This window comes from Microlunatus endophyticus (assembly GCF_014646195.1).
Classification (GTDB): Bacteria; Actinomycetota; Actinomycetes; order Propionibacteriales; family Propionibacteriaceae; genus Microlunatus; species Microlunatus endophyticus.
Genome location: NZ_BMMZ01000002.1, coordinates 181817 through 199942 on the forward strand (window position 1 = coordinate 181817; position 18126 = coordinate 199942).

General features: G+C 67.8%; 17 protein-coding genes. 13 read left to right on the forward strand and 4 right to left on the reverse strand.

Annotation, left to right across the window (positions count from 1 at the left end; genetic code table 11):
• Positions 1 to 41: 41 nt before the first annotated feature.
• The 11 genes from IEY07_RS04540 to IEY07_RS04590 all read left to right on the forward strand — a co-directional run bounded on the left by IEY07_RS04540 (position 42) and on the right by IEY07_RS04590 (position 12428).
• On the forward strand, positions 42 to 1454 hold the full coding sequence (locus IEY07_RS04540; RefSeq protein ID WP_188893993.1) for a PQQ-binding-like beta-propeller repeat protein: 1413 nt from the start codon (positions 42 to 44) through the stop codon (positions 1452 to 1454).
• A gap of 102 nt (positions 1455 to 1556) precedes the next feature.
• A complete protein-coding gene (locus IEY07_RS04545; RefSeq protein ID WP_188893994.1) occupies positions 1557 to 1955 on the forward strand; it encodes a DUF948 domain-containing protein in 399 nt (132 codons plus the stop codon).
• Positions 1956 to 1959: 4 nt separating this feature from the next.
• Complete coding sequence (locus IEY07_RS04550; RefSeq protein WP_188893995.1) at positions 1960 to 2223, forward strand: hypothetical protein; 264 nt, start codon at positions 1960 to 1962, stop codon at positions 2221 to 2223.
• Positions 2224 to 2331: 108 nt separating this feature from the next.
• On the forward strand, positions 2332 to 5004 hold the full coding sequence (gene alaS, locus IEY07_RS04555; RefSeq protein WP_188893996.1) for an alanine--tRNA ligase: 2673 nt from the start codon (positions 2332 to 2334) through the stop codon (positions 5002 to 5004).
• Positions 5005 to 5017: 13 nt separating this feature from the next.
• Positions 5018 to 5521 carry a Holliday junction resolvase RuvX gene (ruvX, locus tag IEY07_RS04560; protein ID WP_308422908.1) on the forward strand — a complete coding sequence of 168 codons (504 nt, stop codon included), beginning with the start codon at positions 5018 to 5020 and terminating at the stop codon, positions 5519 to 5521.
• On the forward strand, positions 5518 to 6705 hold the full coding sequence (gene mltG / locus IEY07_RS04565; RefSeq protein WP_188893998.1) for an endolytic transglycosylase MltG: 1188 nt from the start codon (positions 5518 to 5520) through the stop codon (positions 6703 to 6705). Before ruvX ends, mltG begins: the two co-directional genes overlap by 4 nt.
• 21 nt (positions 6706 to 6726) lie before the next feature.
• Positions 6727 to 7542, forward strand: coding sequence for a shikimate dehydrogenase (locus IEY07_RS04570; RefSeq protein ID WP_229669715.1), 816 nt, complete (start codon positions 6727 to 6729; stop codon positions 7540 to 7542).
• 4 nt (positions 7543 to 7546) lie between these two features.
• Positions 7547 to 8743: a chorismate synthase gene (aroC, locus tag IEY07_RS04575; protein ID WP_188893999.1), complete on the forward strand. Its 1197-nt coding sequence runs from the start codon at positions 7547 to 7549 to the stop codon at positions 8741 to 8743.
• Positions 8736 to 9311 (forward strand): shikimate kinase, encoded by a 576-nt coding sequence (locus IEY07_RS04580; RefSeq protein WP_229669716.1) that lies wholly within the window; start codon positions 8736 to 8738, stop codon positions 9309 to 9311. The genes aroC and IEY07_RS04580 overlap by 8 nt, the downstream gene beginning before the upstream one ends.
• Before the next feature lie 83 nt (positions 9312 to 9394).
• Positions 9395 to 10510, forward strand: coding sequence for a 3-dehydroquinate synthase (aroB, locus tag IEY07_RS04585; RefSeq protein ID WP_188894000.1), 1116 nt, complete (start codon positions 9395 to 9397; stop codon positions 10508 to 10510).
• A gap of 238 nt (positions 10511 to 10748) precedes the next feature.
• Positions 10749 to 12428 (forward strand): hypothetical protein, encoded by a 1680-nt coding sequence (locus IEY07_RS04590; RefSeq protein ID WP_188894001.1) that lies wholly within the window; start codon positions 10749 to 10751, stop codon positions 12426 to 12428.
• Here IEY07_RS04590 and IEY07_RS04595 read toward each other — a convergent pair.
• Positions 12389 to 13012: a GNAT family N-acetyltransferase gene (locus tag IEY07_RS04595; RefSeq protein WP_229669717.1), complete on the reverse strand. Its 624-nt coding sequence runs from the start codon at positions 13010 to 13012 to the stop codon at positions 12389 to 12391. The two genes, IEY07_RS04590 and IEY07_RS04595, sit on opposite strands and share 40 nt — an antisense overlap.
• Before the next feature lie 202 nt (positions 13013 to 13214).
• Here IEY07_RS04595 and efp point away from each other — a divergent pair, with 202 nt between their 5' ends.
• Together efp and nusB are read left to right on the forward strand one after the other, a co-directional pair.
• Positions 13215 to 13778 (forward strand): elongation factor P, encoded by a 564-nt coding sequence (gene efp, locus IEY07_RS04600; protein ID WP_188894003.1) that lies wholly within the window; start codon positions 13215 to 13217, stop codon positions 13776 to 13778.
• Between the two features lie 5 nt (positions 13779 to 13783).
• The gene (gene nusB / locus IEY07_RS04605) at positions 13784 to 14200 is read left to right on the forward strand and encodes a transcription antitermination factor NusB (protein WP_188894004.1); all 417 of its coding nucleotides are present in this window, start codon (positions 13784 to 13786) and stop codon (positions 14198 to 14200) included.
• A 98-nt stretch (positions 14201 to 14298) separates the two neighbouring features.
• On the opposite strand, the gene IEY07_RS04610 is transcribed toward nusB, so the two are convergent.
• From IEY07_RS04610 to IEY07_RS04620, 3 genes are all read right to left on the reverse strand, one after another.
• Entirely contained in the window at positions 14299 to 16623 is a 2325-nt protein-coding gene (locus IEY07_RS04610; RefSeq protein WP_188894005.1) for an MDR family MFS transporter, read from the reverse strand.
• Positions 16620 to 17186 carry a MarR family winged helix-turn-helix transcriptional regulator gene (locus tag IEY07_RS04615; RefSeq protein ID WP_188894006.1) on the reverse strand — a complete coding sequence of 189 codons (567 nt, stop codon included), beginning with the start codon at positions 17184 to 17186 and terminating at the stop codon, positions 16620 to 16622. The genes IEY07_RS04610 and IEY07_RS04615 overlap by 4 nt, the downstream gene beginning before the upstream one ends.
• Positions 17187 to 17514: 328 nt before the next feature.
• A complete protein-coding gene (locus tag IEY07_RS04620; RefSeq protein WP_188894007.1) occupies positions 17515 to 17997 on the reverse strand; it encodes a MarR family winged helix-turn-helix transcriptional regulator in 483 nt (160 codons plus the stop codon).
• Between the last annotated feature and the right edge of the window lie 129 nt (positions 17998 to 18126).

Consider the following 18126-nt stretch of genomic DNA (forward strand, 5'->3'; position numbering starts at 1 on the left):
GGGGCAGGTGAGCTGACCCGGCTGGATGTCAGCCTGTACGAGTGTCCCGACCATCCCCGCCGGAGCCGTACGCGATCGGGCGTCGTACGTTGCTGGCCGGCGGTGCGGCAGCGCTGCTCGCGGGGTGTGGGGTGCCCCGGTTGCCGGGGCTGCCGCAGTCCCAGGGCACGAAGCCGGACCCGACCGCGCCGCCGGCGCGGGTGAGGCTGGACAAGCTGTGGGACACCGGCGGGATCGGCACTGTCGACGACGCCGCGCCGGCCGGCGATGTGGTCGTCGTGTCCGGCGGACTGAAGGGCGGTCAGAAGATTCCCTTCCTCGCCGACATCGCTGCCTTCGGCCTGACCGACCGCAAGCGGATCTGGACCTCGCAGACGGTCAACCGGCAACTGGCGACGATCGATCCGACGCTGTCGGTCTCCGACGGGCAGGTGGTGTGCGAAACCGACAGCAACGCGATCGTCACCGTGCCGACGTATCAGAATCCCTGTCCTGGTGGGAAAGGCTCGTGCAGCACAGCGGAGACGACGCGTACCGACGGCAAGGGGCTGACAGCGATCCGCGCGGCGGACGGTCGGTTGCTGTGGCACAACCTGCTGCTGCCGGCGGTGCCGCGGAGCGACCCGCGGGCCCGGCAACGGGACGACGAATCTGTGCAGGTGATCGCGGGCGACGCTACCCGCGTCCTCTACATCGCCGGCGCGCTCGACGTGGTCGTCGGCGGAGAGGCGCCCCGATCGGGCCAGCGGATCTGGACCGGGCTGTTGGATGCCGCGACCGGCAAGGAACTCTGGCGGGTCGATGACACTAAGGGCAAGTATCTGGCGGGCGACGTGGTGCTGGTTGATCTGGTCCATGAGGGCCAGGGCGATGGCGCGGAGAACGACCACGGCCCGGTCGCCGCCCTGGATGCCGGCACCGGACGGCAACTCTGGTCGACCCGCGGAACCGACTCGCAGCGCGGCCGGTGGATCTTCGGCGCATCTGGTCTGGCGGGGCTGGAGACCCAGAAGTCCGATGGCGGATACCGCGCGGATCTGCTGCTCGACCCGCGGACCGGCGCGACGCGCTACACCGAGAAGCGCGTCATGATGGCCGCCGCAGCTGGGATCGGTCCGGGCGGGGCACTGATGGCGGTGTGGTTCAGCCCGGATAGTGGCATTTTCGCCGGTTCGGACGATCACCTTCGGAGTTGGGCGGGTGGAGGCCCGTTGCGCACCGGGACGCAGAAGCTGTCCGATTCCCCGACCCTGAGCGGCACTTTGGTCGCCGGCGGCCGGATCTGGGCGACCCACTCCGACTACGCGGGCGCGACGAACGCCAACCGGGTCGCCGCCCTCGACCTGTGGGGACGGCAACTCTGCGATCCCGTTCCTGGCCAGGCTTGCGGAGCAGGCACCGACCACTTGGTCGTGCTCGGCGACGAGTCCGCGACGGTCTACAAGGTCTCCTGAATCGCTGGGGCGGGCCGCCGGGGATATGGATGGCACACCCACGAGGGTCGGCACGGTAGGGTTCGTGGGCGAGGCACACAGCTATCACCGGGAGAGGAACCGATGACCATAGGGGAGATTGCCGGCCTGATCGCGGCGATCGCGTTCGCGATTCTGGTGATCCTCTTCGCGATTCCGCTGCTCAAGCTCGGCCGGGTCCTGGAAGAGGTCCGGCTGGCGGTCCGCGATATCGGCCACGAGAGCGTCCCGATCCTGACCGAGATGCAGGGTACGGTCCGGGCGACCAACGAGGAGCTGGCACGCCTGTCTGTCGTCACCGAGGACCTGTCCAAGGTCAGCCAGCACGCGACCGTGGTGAGTGAGAACGCGGCCAACATGGCGACGCTGTTCTCGGCGACCATCGGCGGCCCGCTGGTCAAGACAGCCGCCTTCACCTACGGCATCCGCAAGGCGATCCGCGGCGACGGCAAGTCCGGCAAGCCGGCCCGCCGGAAGAAGTGATCGCGTGCTCAGGCGTCTGATCTGGTTCGTCCTCGGGGCGGCCGTCGGCATCTTCCTGATCCGGAAGATCCGCGGCTACCTGGCGAAGTCGCGCCCGGAAGCGATCGCGGGCCGGGTCAGGCAGGGACTGGGTGAGCGGGCCGGGGGCATCGGCGCGGCTGCAACGGATTTCGTCGATCGGGCACGAGCTGCCATGGCCGAACGCGAAGAGGAGATCCTCGACGCGCTCGGCCGCAACCAGCCCGCTGACGACAACCCGGAGCGCTGAGCGCTCAGCAAGTGCCCGACGAGGGGTCGAGGCCAACACCTGCCGCACGACACGCCGCAGATATTGAGGAATGAGTGACCCCTCGCGGCAAGGAGGAAACGAACAATCATGAAAACCGCGGAGATCCGACGCCGCTTCCTGGACTACTTCATCGAACGCGACCACCACGAGGTGCCCAGCGCCCCGCTGGTCTACAACGACCCGACGCTGCTCTTCGTCAACGCCGGCATGGTGCCCTTCAAGCCGTACTTCACCGGTGCCGAACCCAATCCGTGGCCGCGGGCCACCAGCGTTCAGAAGTGCATCCGGACCGGCGACATCGAAGAGGTCGGCAAGACCACCCGGCACGGCACGTTCTTCCAGATGAACGGCAACTTCTCCTTCGGCGACTACTTCAAGGACGGCGCGATCCGCTACGCCTGGGAGCTGCTGACCAAGTCCCAGGAGGCCGGCGGCCTCGGCTTCGACCCTGAAACAATCTGGGTCTCGGTGCTCAAGGGTGACGAGGAGACTCGCGGGTTGTGGCGTGCGATCGCCGGCCTGCCGGACGGGCGGATCCAGAACCGCGGGCTGAAGGACAACTACTGGAACATGGGCGTGGCTGGCCCGGGAGGGCCGACCAGCGAGATCTTCATCGACCGGGGCCCCGAATACGGGCCGTACGGCGGTCCGGAGGTCGACGAGGACCGGTATTTGGAGGTCTGGAATCTAGTCTTCATGCAGGAGGAGCTCTCTGCCGTCCGGGCCAAGGACGACTTCGATGTCCTGCGCCCGCTACCGCGGAAGAATATCGACACCGGCATGGGCGCTGAGCGTGTAGCGCTCCTCCTGCAGGGTGTCGACAACTTCTACGAGATCGACGAGGTCTATCCCGTCCTCGACCGGGCCTCCGAGCTGTCCGGCAAGCGCTATGGCGCCGATCACGAGGACGACGTACGCCTGCGGGTGATCGCCGACCACGTCCGGTCCGGCCTGATGCTGATGAGCGACGGCGTCACCCCGGGCAACGAGGGCCGCGGCTACGTGCTGCGCCGGTTGCTGCGCCGGGTGATCCGCTCGATGCGACTACTTGGGGTCACCGACAGCAGCTTCGCGGAGCTCTTCACCACCAGTCGGGATGCCATGAAGGCGTCCTATCCCGAGCTGGAGACTGACTGGGGCCGGATCAGCGAGGTCGCCTACGGCGAGGAGGAGGCGTTCACCCGGACGCTGACCGACGGGACCAGGATCTTCGACCTGGCGGTCTCCGATGCCAAGCGGCAGCAGCAGAGCACCCTGACCGGCGAGCGGGCTTTCCAGTTGCACGACACGTACGGCTTCCCGATCGACCTGACCCTGGAGATGGCGGGCGAGCAGGGGCTGCAGGTCGACGAGGCCGGATTCCGCCGGCTGATGGACGAGCAGCGGCAACGGGCCAAGGCGGACGCGAAGGCCAAGAAGGGCAGCGCGCAGGCCGTCCAGGCGTACGCCGAACTCCGCGATCTGGGCGAGACCCCGTTCCTCGGCTTCCGTACGCTCACCGGCGAGTCCCAGGTGCGCGGCATCATCGCCGACGGCGAGCTGACCGAGGGTGCCCGGCCGGGCGACAGCGTCGAGATCGTGCTGGAGGAGACTCCGTTCTACCCGGAGTCCGGCGGCCAGTCCGGCGACCACGGCCGGATCACCACCGCCGACGGCACGGTGTTGGAGATCGTCGACGTGCAGCGTCCGATCAAGGGACTGCTGGTGCACCACGCGAAGGTCGTCGAGGGTGAGCTGCGACGTGGCCAGGTGGTCAGCACCGAAGTCGACCCGCAGTGGCGGCTCGGCGCCTGCCAGGCGCACTCGGCGACCCATGTCATCCACCAGGCGCTGCACGAGATTCTCGGCCCGACCGCGTTGCAGCGTGGCTCGTTCAACCGGCCCGGCTATATGCGGCTGGACTTCGCCTGGGGCAACCAGGTGTCGGATTCGGAGCGGGAGAAGATCGAGAGCATCGCCAACCTGGCGATCCGTGACGATCTGGGTGTGGTCGCGCGCGAGATGCCGATCGGCGAGGCGCGGGCGTCCGGCGCGATCGGCCTCTTCGGCGAGGTGTACGGCGATGTCGTCCGGGTGGTCGACATGGGCGAGGGCTGGTCCCGGGAGATGTGCGCGGGTACCCATGTCCAGCAATCGGCCCAGGTCGGCCTGATCGCGGTCAACGCCGAGTCGTCGGTCGGTTCGGGGATCCGCCGGGTCGAGGCGTTCGTGGGCATGGAGGCCTTCCAGCAGCTGGCGCGAGAGCGGGCGCTCGTGCACGGCCTGACAGAGACGCTCAACGTGCAGCCCGATCAGTTGGTGGACCGGATCAACCGGATGGTCTCCCAGTTGAAGGACGCGGAGCGGCAGATCGCCGATCTGAAGAGCCAGAATCTCTCGACCGCGATCGACCCGATCCTGGCCAAGGCGCACGAGATGTGGGGCGTCTCCTACATCGCCGAGCACGTCCCGGGTGTCAGCGGCGGCGATCTCCGCACGCTGGTCACCCAGGTCCGGGACCGGGTCCAGGGCCAGGCCGCCGTGATCGCGCTGATCGGCGGGGAGCTGGACAAGCCGAGCGTGGTGATCGCGACCACCGAGGGTGCCCGGCACCGTCAGCTCAAGGCCGGCGAGCTGGTGCGGGTCGCGACCCAGACGCTGGGTGGACGTGGCGGTGGCCGCGACGACATCGCCCAGGGCGGCGGCAGCGAACCGGGCAAGGTCGTCGAAGCGCTCCGCGATGTCGAGTACGCCATCGGCCACACCCTGCAGACCAGCTGAGCAGGCTCGTCCGATGAGCATCCGGAGGGGTCGCCGACTCGGCATCGACTGGGGAGACGCCCGGATCGGTGTCGCGGTCAGCGACCCCGATGGGCTGCTCGCGGTCGCGCTCGACTTCGTGCCGGGCGGCGACGGTGAGTTCGGCCGGATCGCCGAGCTCGTCGGGGAATACCAGCCGCTGGAGGTTGTCGTCGGCCTGCCGCGGTCGATGAACGGTGGCGAGGGACCGGCTGCTGTGAAAGTGCGGGGCAAGGCAGAGCGATTGCGCACGGTCCTGCGGCAGCGGTTCGCGGACGACACGCCGTCGATCCGCCTGGTCGACGAACGGCTGAGCACCGTGGCGGCGGCCGGACGGCTGCGTGCAGGCGGAAAATCGGCGAAGAAACAGCGGGGATTGATCGACTCCGAAGCTGCGCGCGAGATCCTCGATCGGGCGTTGGACACCGAGAGATCCACGGGTACGGCGCCAGGGGAGTTACTATCGTCCACCGATCGGGTGGATGGGAGCCGATCATGAGCGAGCAGCGCATCGACGAGCGCGACGACCAAGAGATCGACCAGGGGACAAGGACACCCGACGACGTGACAGATCTGCTCGACCAGGCGCCGCAGCCGCGCAGCAGGACCGCTGCCCGGTGGGGCAAGAGCTGTCTGTCCGTCCTCATCGCGCTCGCGGTGATCGTCGGTGGCGGCTTCTTCGCCTGGCACAAGTTCTCCAGCTTCGCCGCGGAGACCCTGTCCACGCCCGACTACACCAACGCCAAGGGCACCAAGGACATCCACTTCACGGTTCCCAGCGGTGCGCCGCTGACCACGATCGGCGAGGACCTGCAGAAGGACGACGTGATCAAGTCCACGAAGGCGTGGAAGAAGGCGATCGCGGCCTACGACGGGACCCCGACGGTGCAGGCGGGCACCTACCGGTTGCGGACCCAGGTGCCGGCCGCCACCGCGCTGTCGCACCTGACCCATCCGGCCACCTACCGGATCCGCAACACCGTCCAGGTGCTCGAGGGGCTGCGGCTCAGCGACCAGATCGCCGCCCTGGCCAAGGGGACCAAGATCAGCGTCAAGTCCTACGATGCGGCGCTGCGGAAGCCGCAGGATCTCGGCCTGCCGCCCTGGGCCAAGAACAAGCCCGAGGGATTCCTCTTCCCCGACACCTACGAGCTGACCGACGGTGCCACCGCAACCTCGGTCCTGCAGCAGATGACCGGCCGGTTCACCCAGGTCTCCGATTCGATCGACCTGACCCAGCGGGCCCAGGCGCTGCACGTCACGCCGTACCAGGTGGTCATCGTCGCCAGCATCATCGAGAAGGAGGTCAACCGGCCTGCCGATCGGCCGAAGGTGGCGCGGGTGATCTACAACCGGTTGGCCAAGGGGATGAAGCTGCAGCTCGACTCCACCGTGCTGTACGCCGTCGGAAAGGACGGCGAGCTGACCACCAGCGATGCCGAACGGGCCAGCAAGTCGCCGTACAACACCTATGTGCATGCCGGGCTTCCGCCCGGCCCGATCTCGGCACCGGGCGAGGCGGCCTTGAAGGCCGCGGCGAATCCGGCGAGCGGGCCGTGGATGTATTGGGTGGTCGTCAATCCGAACACCGGCGAGACGGTGTTCAGCACCACCAAGACACAGCACGATGCCGCCGTCATCAAGTTCCAGCAGTGGTGCACGGCACACAAGGGCAAGTGCTGAACCGACCATGAACATCGGATCATGATCAGGTGCGCCGTGCTCGGATCGCCGATCGAGCATTCGTTGTCGCCAGCGCTGCACCGGGCCGCCTACCGCCATTTGGGTCTGGCCGACTGGGAGTATCAGCGTCACGAGGTCGACGCTGATCAACTCGGCGGCTTCGTTGCCGGTCTTGACGATTCCTGGCGCGGGCTGAGTCTGACCATGCCGCTCAAGGTGGTCGCCCTGGAGCTCGGCGAGCCCGACGAGCTGGCCGTGCTCGCCGAAGCGGGCAACACGATGATCTTCGAGGCCGGCACGACGCCGAGGGTCTACAACACCGATGTCGGCGGTCTGGTCTCAGCCTTCGCGGCGGCCGGCGTCGACAAGGTCGATTCCGCGACGGTGCTCGGATCGGGTGCCACGGCGCGATCATCGGTGATCTCCGTCGCGCAGATGGGCGCCGGTGTCGTACGGCTGATGGCGCGTCGTCCTGAGCACGCCCGCGACGTGTTCGCCGGTCTGGCTGATCGTCTCGAGATCGCCGTGGAGGTCGTTGGGTGGGGGCCGCGGGTCCCGGAGTCCGATGTGCTGATCTCGACGGTGACCAAGGGCGCCACCGATCCGGTCGCCGAGCAGGCGGCCGCTGCCGCGCCGGTGATCTTCGACGTCATCTACGATCCGTGGCCGACCGCACTGGCGGTGGCGGCCGGCGCCGCCGGCCGGACGGTGATCAACGGCCTGGACCTGCTGGTGCACCAGGCCGTCGGGCAACTGGAGTTGATGACCGGCCGTACGGTGCCGTACGCGGTGCTGCTGGACGCCGGTCGGGCCGCGCTCGGCGGCGTGAAAGGATAGCTTCATGCTGCGTTGGTTGACCGCCGGCGAGTCCCATGGCCAGGGTCTCGTGGCGATTCTGGAAGGACTCCCGTCCGGTGTCGAGGTGACCTCACAGGACATCTCGGAAGCCCTGGCGCGGCGCCGGCTCGGCTTCGGCCGCGGCGCCCGGATGAAATTCGAGGCCGACAAGGTCACGATGATCGGCGGCCTGCGGCACGGCGTCACGCTCGGTTCGCCGGTGGCGATCGAGATCGCCAACACCGAGTGGCCGAAATGGGAGACCGTGATGTCCCCGGACCCGGTGGACGCGCAAACGCTGGCCAGTCAGGCCCGCAACGCGCCGCTGACCCGCCCGCGCCCGGGCCATGCCGACCTGGTCGGCATGCAGAAATACCGGGTCGACGAGGCACGCCCGATCCTGGAGCGGGCCAGCGCCCGCGAGACCGCCAGCCGAGTGGCATTGGGACGGATCGCGATGGCCTATCTGCGGCAGGCGTACGGGATCACGATCCTCAGCCACGTCGTCGAGATCGGGCCGATCCGGGCGCCGTACGGCCTGATGCCGACCATCGACGACCTGCCCGCGATCGACGACCACGAGCTGCGCTGTTTCGACGCCGAGGCGGGCGACAAGATGCTCACCGAGGTCAAGGCGGCGCAGAAGGAGGGTGACACCATCGGTGGTGTGGTCGAGGTGCTCGCCTGGGGACTGCCGCCGGGCCTGGGCTCCCACATCCAGGGCGACAAGCGGCTGGACGCCCGGCTCGCCGGAGCCCTGATGGGGATCCAGGCGATCAAGGGGGTCGAGGTCGGCGACGGCTTCGAGCTGGCCCGCGTCCGCGGCAGCCGCGCCCATGACGAGATCCTGCTCGAAGGCGGCGGCATCGCCCGCGCTTCGCATCGGGCCGGTGGCACCGAGGGCGGGATGAGCACCGGCGAGGTGCTGCGGGTCCGGGCCGCCATGAAACCGATCTCGACGGTGCCGCGCGCGCTGCGGACCATCGACACCAGCACGCTCGAGCCGGCGGTCGCCCACAACCAGCGGTCGGACGTCTGCGCGGTGCCCGCGGCAGGCGTGGTGGCCGAGGCGATGGTGGCGCTGGTCCTCGCCGATGCGGCGGTGGAGAAGTTCGGCGGCGACTCGGTCGCCGAGGCGGCACGTAACTATCGCGGCTATCTCGACGACGTGGCCGAACGCGGGCTGCAACTCCATGAGTGATGCCACCGGCGACCGCGGTCAGGGGGCGATGGGGCCGATCGTGCTGGTCGGCGCGCCGAGCTCGGGCAAGTCGACCGTCGGCCGGGCGCTCGCGGCACGGCTGGGCGTCGACTTCGTCGATATCGACGCGCTGATTGAGGAACGGGCCGGCAAGCCGATCGCCGAGATCTTCGCCAGCGATGGTGAACCGGTCTTCCGCGACCTGGAGACGGCGACCACGATCCGTACGCTGGGCGAGCTGTCGGCAGCGCCGGCGGCGAGCGGAGCGATCGTGTCGCTGGGCGGGGGAGCAGTCACCTCGGAGCCGATCCGGACGGCGCTGGCCCCTTACCGGGTGGTCTGGCTGCAGGTCGGGATCGCCGCAGCCGCCGACCGGATCGGCCTGAACACCGCTCGTCCGCTGCTGCTCGGTAACGTACGCGGACAGTTGATCAAGCTGATGCGCGAGCGGGAACCGCTGTATCGCGAGGTGGCGACCATCGGACTGGCGACTGATCATCATGAGCCCGCCGAGCTGGTGAAATTGATCATCGAGCAATTGCCGGGGTTGCAGGGATCGCAGTCCTGACCGATCGTTCGCCTACGTGGCAAGCCACGTGACAAGTCGGCCGGAACCGGCCGAGGAGACCAGGAACCGGAAGTGGTGTGATCTTGACTGATCCGACGGGGACCGAGCCGGCGACGGTGATCATCGACGTGGAGTCCGAACAGCCGTACCGGGTGTCCGTCGGCCACGGCATCCTCGACACCGTGCTCGGGCTGGCCGAGGGCAGCCTGCGGGTGGCGATCATCCACCAGCAGACCACCATCGATCTGGTGTCCGGGCTGGAAAGACGGTTGATCAAGAGCGGCTTCTCCGTGCTGCGGGTGCCGGTTCCCGACGCCGAGGCGGCCAAGAGCGCCGAGGTGCTCGCTTACTGCTGGACGTCGTTGGGCAAGGCCAACTTCACTCGGTCCGACACGATCATCGGCGTCGGCGGTGGCGCGGCGACCGATCTGGCCGGCTTCGTGGCCGCGACCTGGCTGCGCGGCGTCCGGTTGATCACCGTGCCGACCAGCCTGCTGGGCATGGTCGATGCCGCGGTCGGCGGCAAGACCGGCATCAACACGGTCGAGGGCAAGAATCTCGTCGGCGCCTTCTACGAGCCGGCGGGCGTGGTCTGCGATCTCGACGCACTGCGCACGCTGCCGACCGACGAACTGGTCCCCGGCCTGGCCGAGGTGATCAAGTGCGGATTCATCGCCGACCCGGCCATCCTGGACCTGGTCGAAGGACGCCCTGAGCGGGCGGTCGACCCCGCCTCGGCGGAGCTGGCCGAACTCGTCCGACGCTCGATCGCGGTGAAGGCTGTCGTGGTCGCCAAGGACCTTCGGGAGACGACCTCTATCGGCACCCGGGTCGGCCGGGAGCTGCTGAACTACGGTCACACCCTGGGTCACGCGATCGAGCGGCGCGAGCGCTACCAGTGGCGGCACGGCAACGCCGTCAGCATCGGAATGGTCTTCGTCGCCGAGCTGGCCCGACGCGCCGGAATCCTTTCCGACGCCGTCGCCGCCCGGCATGCGCGCACGTTGATGCTGGTCGGACTGCCGGTCAGCTATGCCCGAAACGCGTTCGACGAGCTGCTGGCGAACATGGCCCTGGACAAGAAGACCCGCGGCTCGACGCTGCGGTTCGTGGTGCTCGAGGACCTGTCCAGGGCGCGGATCCTTCAGGGCCCGGACGAGCAGCTGTTGCGGGACAGCTACAGTGCCGTCAATCCCTGACAGAACCTCGAATGTCCGCGCGATTCCCGCTGGGTTTTGCGCGGGCGGTTCCGGTGCGGTCGGACGGGTCGTCGGAGGGGGTCGTCGCGACTGAAAGGAGCGTTACAGCACGGTGGTTGTGTATCGGGTCGGTAAAGGACCGATAAAGATTGCTCCGTGCGGTTGGCGCCGGGTCCGCCGATCTGGTTATCTCGATGCGGGCTTGACTTAACCGGTCCGAACCAGAGGGGTGAAGCGGATGTCGGTGCGTACCGCGGTTCGCCGTGCGATGACGGCTGTTGCCGCGTTCGCACTGGCGCTGCTGGGGTTCGCCGTCGGCCCGGTTCTGTCCGCAGCCGCAGCGCCGGCTGCCAGCGACTCTTCGGTCCAGGTGCCCTCCCAGTTCATCGCCAAGATCTACACCGAGGCGCTGGGACGGCTGCCGTACCAGTCGGAATGGACCAGCGACGCTCAGACCTTCAGCCAGGCCGGGTGCAGCCTCCAGACGCTCGCCGACGTCGGGCAGCAGGTTTACACCTCGGCCGACTACGCGCAGCTGGGCTACGACAACACCTCACGGCTGATCACGCTCTATCGCGGTGTCTGGAACAGCGAGGCCGACGACACCCTGTCGAGCTGGCGGCAGGCCCTTGACCACGGCGAGGCCTGGTCGACCGTGGTGGCCCGGTTCTTCGCCGATCCGCAGTTCACCGATCTGGTGCCGAAGATCTGCTCCGGTGCGCGCGACTCCAGCGCCACCTCCTACGCCCTGGCGGGTAAGAGCCCGTTGCCGCTGCAGACCGCGACTGCGGGCTTCGACGGCAGCCAGCAGGAACTGCAGGCGCTCCTGGACGACACCGCTCCCGGTGGCAGCGTGATGCTGGCCCAGCGGGCGCTCGTGGTGTTGACCAGTCCGCTGACGATTCCCAACGGAGTCACGCTGACCACCGCCGACAATCCCGATCCGGAGCACTACGCCCAGATGGGCCGGCTGGTCCGGGGCGGTTCGTTCGACCAGCCGATGGTCGACGTGACCAACGGCGCGAAGCTCACCTCGGTCTGGGTGGATGGAGCGCGGAACAGCCCGGGCAACTTCAGCCCGAACCGGTACGACGTACGGGTCCTCGGCGGTCACCAGACCACGGTCAGCAACGACAAGATCTCCAATACCGCCGGTTCGGCCAGCATCCAGGTGCTCGGCCAGGGCGGCGGCTACGCCTGCTCCGAGGTGAGGGTCAGCAAGAACGTCATCACCGCGTACAGCAATGATCACTACCTGACCCGGCAGCTGTCCGACGGTACGACCGCGGGGGCCTGGAGCGACGGTATCGCCTCGGGCTGTGCCGACACGGCGATCACCGACAACCAGATCGTCGACACCGGCGGGGTCGGCATTTCGCTCACCCGTGGCAGCCGGCTGCCCGACGTCGGCGTCGTGCAGAAGTCCGTCGTCAGCGGCAACTCGATCCTGTCCGCGGGCGTCTCGATGTACGCCGGGATCGTCGCCGATCCGTTGTTCTACGTGCCGGGAACGGGCAGCCAGTCGCGCTACGACTTCAGCGGCGCCCGGATCGTCGACAACACCGTGTGGTCCGGGCCGAGCACTCACCTGGTGATCGGCATCAGTGCCGGATCCCGCGCCTGGTACGCCGGCACCGCGATGATCGGTGCCAACAGCGGCCACGGGCTGACGGTCACCGGCAACACCACCGGCGGGGTCGGCGCCAGGGTCCGGATCGGGATCGCGATCAGCGGCATCTCGGCGGTCCGGCTCGGCGTGAATCCGGCGGACTGGATCCACTCCGGTGTCCCGGGCAAGCAGGGCAACGCCTGCCCGACGGCCGACGTCGCGGCCGCGGTCTCGGCTGGCGACGCGGCCGATCTGCAGACCGACCAGCCCTACACCGATGTGTCGTTCGACGGCTGCATGGGCGAGTGATCCGCTGATCCCACGGCGTCCGGCGACTCGTCGAGGGCGCCCGGGGCCAGGATCGCCATCACGATCTCGTCGTACCAGCCGCGATCCCATTGCAGCGCGTGTCGGAGTCGGCCCTCGAACTCGAATCCGATCTTCTGGTAGGACTTGATCGCCCGCTCATTGAAGGCGTACACGCCGAGGCTGATCCGGTGCAGTCCGACCAGTCCGAGCCCGAAGTTGATCACAGCGAGCCCGGCCTCGGTGCCGTAGCCCTGTCCGACCACATCGAGTCCGCGCAGGGCGATCCGGTAGTTCATCGACTCGTTGCCGCGATCCAGGTCGTTGAGCACGACCTCACCCAGATAGCTGCCGTCCTCGGTGCGGACGATCGCCCAGTCGGCTCGGTCGCCCCGGCGGGAAAGGCTGTCCAGATGGCCGCGCACCTGTTCCTCGGTGAAGCTCGCATGGGTACCCGTCAGCCGCGCCACCTCGCGATCCTGCAGTGATCGCCAGACCTGGGGGAAGAACCGGGGTCCCATCGGCACCAACTGGGTCCGTGCCGTCTTCAGGGTGGGTTGCTTGGCCAGGAACTCCGTACGAATCACGCTGCGACGATATCGGCAGCCTCGCCTGTGCGTTCTCGGACCGGTCGGCACCGGATTGATCAACTCGCCCGGGCCGGGGGACCGGCAGTAGACTTGGACGCTGCCCGTACGACCGGGCTGGATAGCAGACAAGTGCATGACGACGGTGCTCGACGACGGTGCGTGACACCGTCCGGAAGCCGCAACACGAAGGACAATCGCTGTGATCTCCACCAACGATCTCAAGAACGGCACGGTTCTCGACCTCGACGGCCAGCTGTGGACCGTGACCTGGTTCCAGCACCACAAGCCCGGTAAGGGCAACACCGTCGTCCGGACCAAGCTGAAGCACGTGCTCTCCGGCAAGGTGGTCGACCGCACCTTCAACTCCGACACCAAGATCGCCGACGCCCAGGTCGATCGCCGGGACATGCAGTACCTCTACTTCGACGGCAGCAACTGGGTCTTCATGGACACCAACACCTACGACCAGCTGAGCCTGGACGAGAGCGTGGTCGGCGACGCCAAGAACTATCTGCTCGAGGAGCAGGTCGTGACGGTCGCGCTGCACGACGAGAACCCGCTCTACATCGACCTGCCGGCCTCGGTCGAACTCGAGGTCACCTACACCGAGCCCGGTCTGCAGGGCGACCGAAGCACCGGCGGCACCAAGCCGGCCACGGTCCAGACCGGGTTGCAGATCCAGGTCCCGCTGTTCATCACCACGGGCGAGAAGGTCAAGGTCGATACCCGGACCGGCGAGTACCTCGGCCGGATCGGCGGCTGACCCAGGTGCCGTCAGCCCGTACGAAGGCCCGCAAACGGGCCCTGGACATCCTCTTCGAGGCTGAACTGCGTGGTCGTACGCTGTCGGAGACGCTGGCCGAGCGGAGCCTTGACGCCGATCCGCCGCTGCGCGACTACACGGTCGAGTTGGTGCGCGGAGTCGAGGCCCACCAGGAGTCCATCGACCGCCGGATCAGTGCCCACCTGGCCAAAGGCTGGTCGCTGGCCAGGATGCCACGCGTCGACCGGGCGGCCATCCGGATCGCGACGTACGAGATCGACTATATCGACGACGTACCGGATGCGGTCGCGGTCGCCGAGGCGGTCGAGCTGGTGGGGGAGTTGTCCACCGACGAGTCGCCCGCCTACGTCAACGGCCTGCTCGGCAGTGTCGTCGAGGACAAGGCGGCTGCCAAGCAGTAGCCGCACCACCATGCACGAACGGCTCGGGCCGGACCCCACGAATGGGATCCGGCCCGAGCCGTTGGCGAACTAGTGCTGTTGGTGGACCGGGGAGGCGATCAGCTCTGCTGATGGTCGCCGCTCGGCGTCCGCAGCTGCTCGGTGACCCGGCCGCTCAGCTCGCGCTCCACGCCACGCAGCTGCTCGATGCGCTTCTCCAGTTCGGCACGCTCGTGCTCGGCCTGGGCCAGCGTCCGCTCGGCTTCGGCACGGGCCAGCCGGGTGACCCGGTCGGCCGTCTGCTGGCTGTCCAGCAGCAGGTTGTACTCGTACTGGCGCAACTCGTCGCCACCGGCCCCGTCGGGAGCAGGAGCGTGCCGCTCGGGCTCGGCCGACAGCAGCTGCTCGCGGATCTCCTGGACCTGGCGATGGAAGCCGCCGATGGCTGCGTCCACGTCATGGGACAGGGTGTTGAGCCTGGCGACCAGCTCGGAGACCTTTTCGTGGCCGAGCGACTCCTGCGCCCGCGCCCGGTCCTGGGCTGCGGTCAGTACGTCCAGTGCGGCAACCGAGACCCGCTCCGCAGGGTCGTCGAGGGCCGATGGATCCCAGTCAGCCGACGTGGCCGGGGCTTCGTCCTCTGCGTCAACCCGGGCATCCACTCGGGAGTCGATGCGGCCGGCGGCCGGAGCGCCTGCCTGGACCGGGAGCGGCTTGTTCACGCCATTGGTGCCCGCCGGCTGTCCGGCGCCATCGGTCTGGTCGACGACCCGGGCGACATTGGGCTCGGTGGCCAGCTTCTCCAGCTCGGCCGCTGCCGGGACCGCGACCGCGGCCGCACCCCCCTCGGCGGGCTTGTGCATCTCGACCGTGGTCCGCAGCGGAACCTCGTGGACCAGGATGACCGCGATGAATGCGGCGATCCCGATGATCGCGGCGATCAGGAACAACAGTCCGAAGGTGTCGCCGTACGCGTGGTGCACGATCGTACGCAGCGGCTGCTGCAGACTGTTGATGTCCAGGTTCATCCCGGCCTTCTTCATCGCTGCCGCCTCGACCCCGGCCTTGGCCTGGTCAGCGGGGGACAGCGACGAGAACGCCGCGGTGATCTTCTCCGGAACCTTGGTGGCCAGCACCGCGCCGAGGACGGTCACGCCGACCGCGCCGCCCAGCGAACGGAAGAACGAGACTGTCGCTGACGAAGCGCCGATGTCCTTGACGTCGACCGTGTTCTGGACGGCCAGCACGATGTTCTGCAACATCGCGCCGATGCCGATACCGCCGATCGCGACCCACATGGCGATCTGCCAGTACGGGGTGCTGTGGTCGAGGAAGTGGCCGAGACCACCGAAGCCGATCAGGAACAAGGTCGCGCCCAGGACCATGACGGGCTTCCACCGGCCGGTGCGGCTGACGATCTGGCCGCCGATCACCGAACTGAGCAACTGCGCGACGATCATCGGCAGGGTCATCAGACCGGCCTTGGTCGGGCTGTAGCCGGCGCCGAGCTGGAAGTACTGGGTCAGGAAGGTGCCTGCGCCGAACATGCCGACGCCGACTGCAAGACCGGCGATGATCATCAACGCCGTGGTGCTGTTGGCGATCACCCGGATCGGGACGATCGGCTCCGGATGCTTGAGCTCGACGATGATCGCGACGCCCGCCGCCACGACGAACGCAGCGAGGAAGAGGCCGGACTGCCAGGAGATCCAGTCGTAGTCACTGCCGGCGAAGGTGACCCACATCATCGGGGCCGCTGCGGCGCACGCCAGGAAGAAGGCACCGAAGTAGTCGATCCTGACCTTGCGCTTCGGGCGGGACGGAAGGTGCATCTTGGCCTGCAACAGGATCAGCGAGATCACCGCCAGCGGCACGCAGACGAAGAAGACCCACCGCCAGTTCCAGGTCTGGGTGATCCAGCCGCCGACCAGCGGGCCGGACACAGTGGCAACCGCCATCACCGCCCCCATGTAGCCGGAGTACCGTCCCCGCTCGCGCGGGGCGATGATGCTGCCCATGATCGCCTGCGTCATGGCCATCAGACCGCCCATCGCGACACCCTGGGCGGCGCGGGCGATCATCATCTGCCAGATCTCCTGCGACAGGCCGGCACCGACGGATCCCAGCACGAACAGGATGATCGAGAGCTGGATCAGCAGCTTCTGGTTCAACAGGTCGGCCAGCTTGCCCATGATCGGCGTGGAGATAGTCATGGCCAGCAGCGACGCGGTGATCACCCAGGTGTACTGGCGCTGGGTGCCGTGCAGATCGGACATGATGGTCGGCAGCGCCGTCGACACGATCGTCGAGGAGATCAGGGCGGTGAACAGAGCGGCCAACAGGCCGATCATCACCTCGAGGATCTCAGCGTGCGACAGCGGTCCCCCGTCGCGGTTGTGCTCGGCAGCGATGGCGGGGCTGCGCTCGGCTACAGCTGCGCTCATACGGCAGTCCTCTCCCACTCGGTCATTGGCTGGCTCTCTTGTGTTTCGGTCGGTGTGGTGGTTCGTTCCGTGGCAACCGCGGTTGTCCTCAGCGGGTCGGTCCCTGCCCCAGCGGCACTCGCGAACTGGTCCACCAGTTCGTCGACGCTGTGCTCGAGCCGCTGCAGGATCCGGATCGATTGATCCGCGTCCTCCGGCGACCAGTCGGACAGAGTACGAGCGACCAGGTCGAGGGCCCAATCCTCACGCGCCCTCAGGTATTCGCGCCCGGTCGGGGTGATCCGGATCCGGCACGCCCGTGCGTCGTCGGGATCGGGATCGCGACTGACATAGCCCTCGGTCTCGAGGGCCGCGACGGCCCGAGAGGCCACCGACGGCTTGACCCGCAGCTGTTCGGCGAGGTCGCCGAGGCGGGGATCGGTCTCGGAGACCAATCGAAGCAACGCGATCGGCGTTGCCGTCACGCTGTGCGCCGAGTCCCGGTGGGCGAACGTTCTCGTCACCCGGACCAGCGACACCAGCGCTTCCAGGACGCTTGCCGCCTGGTTACGTTCGATGGTCATCGGTAGAGGAACTCCTTTGGTTGCTGTAAGCAACTATAGACCTGTGTTGTTGCTTAACGAAACTAACCGCCGACCACTGACAGTTTTCTCAGCTACAACTCAGGCCGGCGATCGTACGAACCGGATGCGGGTTCCTGCCGGGTGTTGTCGGCGGCCCACCAGTCGCGACGTCGTGACAACGCGAGTTTCGCGGCCAGACGGCGTCGTCGGATCTGGCACCGGACTCGCGACAACTCGACCTTGCGGTCTACGAGCCGCCTCGGGGCGCGCAGAGTCGTGACAAACGCGACTTCGCAGGGTTGATGGGTTGTCCGTCCGGCTGGCGGGCTCAGAGTTCGGGGCTCAGTGCGCGGCTGAACCGCTGCAGCAGGGTGGCGAGCTGGGCGAGATCGTCGGGCTCCCAGGACTCGAGCCGGCTGAGCATCAGCTCGCGACGTCCGACCCGGGAGTTCTCGACGGCGGTCCGGCCGCGTCCGGTCAAGGTGACTAGCCGGGCACGGGCATCCTGCGGATCGCGGACCCGAGCGATCAGCCCGAGCCGCTCGAGATCGGCGATCGAACGGCTCAGCGTCGACTTGTGCAGATTGGTGCGGCTGGCGACGTCGACTGCGCGGACGCCTTGATCATCGGGGTCCAATTCGAGGATCGTTGCCAGCAGCGCATAGCCGGGAGAATCGAGATCGGGGTGGATGTGGCCGGCGATCCGTTCGGAGAGGCTGCGAGCGCTGCGGAAGAAGAGACTGATCTCGCGTTCGAGGTCGGCCATCGCGGCCGCGCGGTCGTCCGCAATACCGGGCCCATCGGTTGTCACGTCCCGCAGCGTAGTCGGCGGCGATGTGCGCCGGATCCGATGGCTGCGGCTCGCGTGCCCGGATGCGTGCGACCGCCACCAGTGCTGATATCCTCGCCTGGATACAACGCCAACCTTTAAGACCTGTCC

Excerpts from the sequence above, each read along its gene's own strand:
- IEY07_RS04545 (WP_188893994.1), top strand. The coding sequence starts at position 1,557 with ATGACCATAGGGGAGATTGCCGGCCTGATCGCGGCGATCGCGTTCGCG.
- alaS (WP_188893996.1), top strand. The coding sequence starts at position 2,332 with ATGAAAACCGCGGAGATCCGACGCCGCTTCCTGGACTACTTCATCGAA.
- ruvX (WP_308422908.1), top strand. The coding sequence starts at position 5,018 with ATGAGCATCCGGAGGGGTCGCCGACTCGGCATCGACTGGGGAGACGCC.
- mltG (WP_188893998.1), top strand. The coding sequence starts at position 5,518 with ATGAGCGAGCAGCGCATCGACGAGCGCGACGACCAAGAGATCGACCAG.
- IEY07_RS04570 (WP_229669715.1), top strand. The coding sequence starts at position 6,727 with ATGATCAGGTGCGCCGTGCTCGGATCGCCGATCGAGCATTCGTTGTCG.
- aroC (WP_188893999.1), top strand. The coding sequence starts at position 7,547 with ATGCTGCGTTGGTTGACCGCCGGCGAGTCCCATGGCCAGGGTCTCGTG.
- IEY07_RS04580 (WP_229669716.1), top strand. The coding sequence starts at position 8,736 with ATGAGTGATGCCACCGGCGACCGCGGTCAGGGGGCGATGGGGCCGATC.
- IEY07_RS04590 (WP_188894001.1), top strand. The coding sequence starts at position 10,749 with ATGTCGGTGCGTACCGCGGTTCGCCGTGCGATGACGGCTGTTGCCGCG.
- IEY07_RS04610 (WP_188894005.1), bottom strand. The coding sequence starts at position 16,623 with ATGAGCGCAGCTGTAGCCGAGCGCAGCCCCGCCATCGCTGCCGAGCAC.
- IEY07_RS04615 (WP_188894006.1), bottom strand. The coding sequence starts at position 17,186 with ATGACCATCGAACGTAACCAGGCGGCAAGCGTCCTGGAAGCGCTGGTG.